At 29.4% G+C, this 1,290-nt stretch carries 1 protein-coding gene; it reads right to left on the reverse strand.

Going from position 1 to position 1,290, the window contains the following annotated elements:
• Positions 1-133 precede the first annotated feature (133 nt).
• The coding region (locus VDP25_RS17575; RefSeq protein ID WP_334471939.1) for an OmpA family protein at positions 134-1,290 on the reverse strand (1,157 nt) is incomplete at its 5' end.

Here is a 1,290-nt window from a genome sequence, read left to right on the forward strand (position 1 = left end):
CAACGGTCTTGTATAAGATTAGTTGCGTGTTTTAAGCACTAAAGTTAGCAAATAAAAACTGAATAGAAAATCCGCGAGGATTTTCGTAAGTAGGCTAGTACTAGCAATTAATTTTATACGTTGTTGTGCTTAGTTATTTTTGCACAATCTTAAATGAAACTCGTCTGTTTTTATTCCGACCTTTTTCAGTTTCATTTGTCGAAATCGGATTTGTATTGCCGTATCCAATTGCAGAAATTCTACTATTATCTAAGCCTAAAAACACTAAAAAATTAGCGACCGATTTAGCCCGATTTTCTGACAGTTCTTGATTAAAATTAGATGTTCCAACATTGTCTGTATGACCAGAAATTAAAATTCTAGTCTCAGGATTTTTTTCAAGGATTTTATAAATAGATTTAATTTCCGATTTTGCATTTTCCGATAGTTCAGTACTATTAAAATTGAAAACTACATTTGTAAAAGTATAGTCTTTATTTAATTCAATTTTTTCAGTTTCTGTTTTCACTGTTTTTTCTTGAAATACTTCAGTTTTTTCTTCATTTTCTATGTTAGGTAAATCGGTTCGCTCCAAACTTACTAAGTCGATATAGTAATAAGAGATATTAAATCTGTTTTTATTTGAAACAAGAGTTTTGTCAGTTTTTGAGTTTTTATTGAAGTTACCAATCGTCAAAAATTGTTCAGTTCCTTTAGCATTGAATTCCTTAGAAATTAATGTCCAACTACTAGAGTTGTCATAAAATCTTGTGTTGTCAATTTTGTAAATTGAATAGCTATCAATTTTAGACTTTTTTAATTGCTTTTCAGATAATTCCCTTGAAATAGTCGTGTTTATCTTATCTGGCGATAACATAAAATCAATATTCTTAATTGCAAAATCGGATTTTTCAGCAAGATTCACATAAAATGAAAGTTTGTATTTAATTCCTTTTTGCAATTTTTCGGATAATTCTACTTGAATATATTCGCGATAGTTTTCATCAGAGTGCAAATAGAATCCAGCATAATTCTTTCCAGATTTAGTTTCTTGCATTCCGTTGTAATTATTAGGAATTCCAACTACTCCTTTAGCACAAGTACTGAATACATCTGTCGTTCCCCAAGTTGGTGTTGACCAATATTTTACATTATTGTCAAAATTTCCAATCAATTCCGCACATCTTTTGGTTTCTTCAAAACTTGGATTTTGAACCAAATTCTGTGAAAATAATTGCATTGAAAACAGTAGAAAAAGGATTTTGATTTTAGTCACTATGTTTTTTTCATAATTAAGCACAACGGTTTTGT

This window comes from Winogradskyella sp. ECml5-4, assembly GCF_036903175.1.
Lineage (GTDB): Bacteria > Bacteroidota > Bacteroidia > Flavobacteriales > Flavobacteriaceae > Winogradskyella > Winogradskyella damuponensis.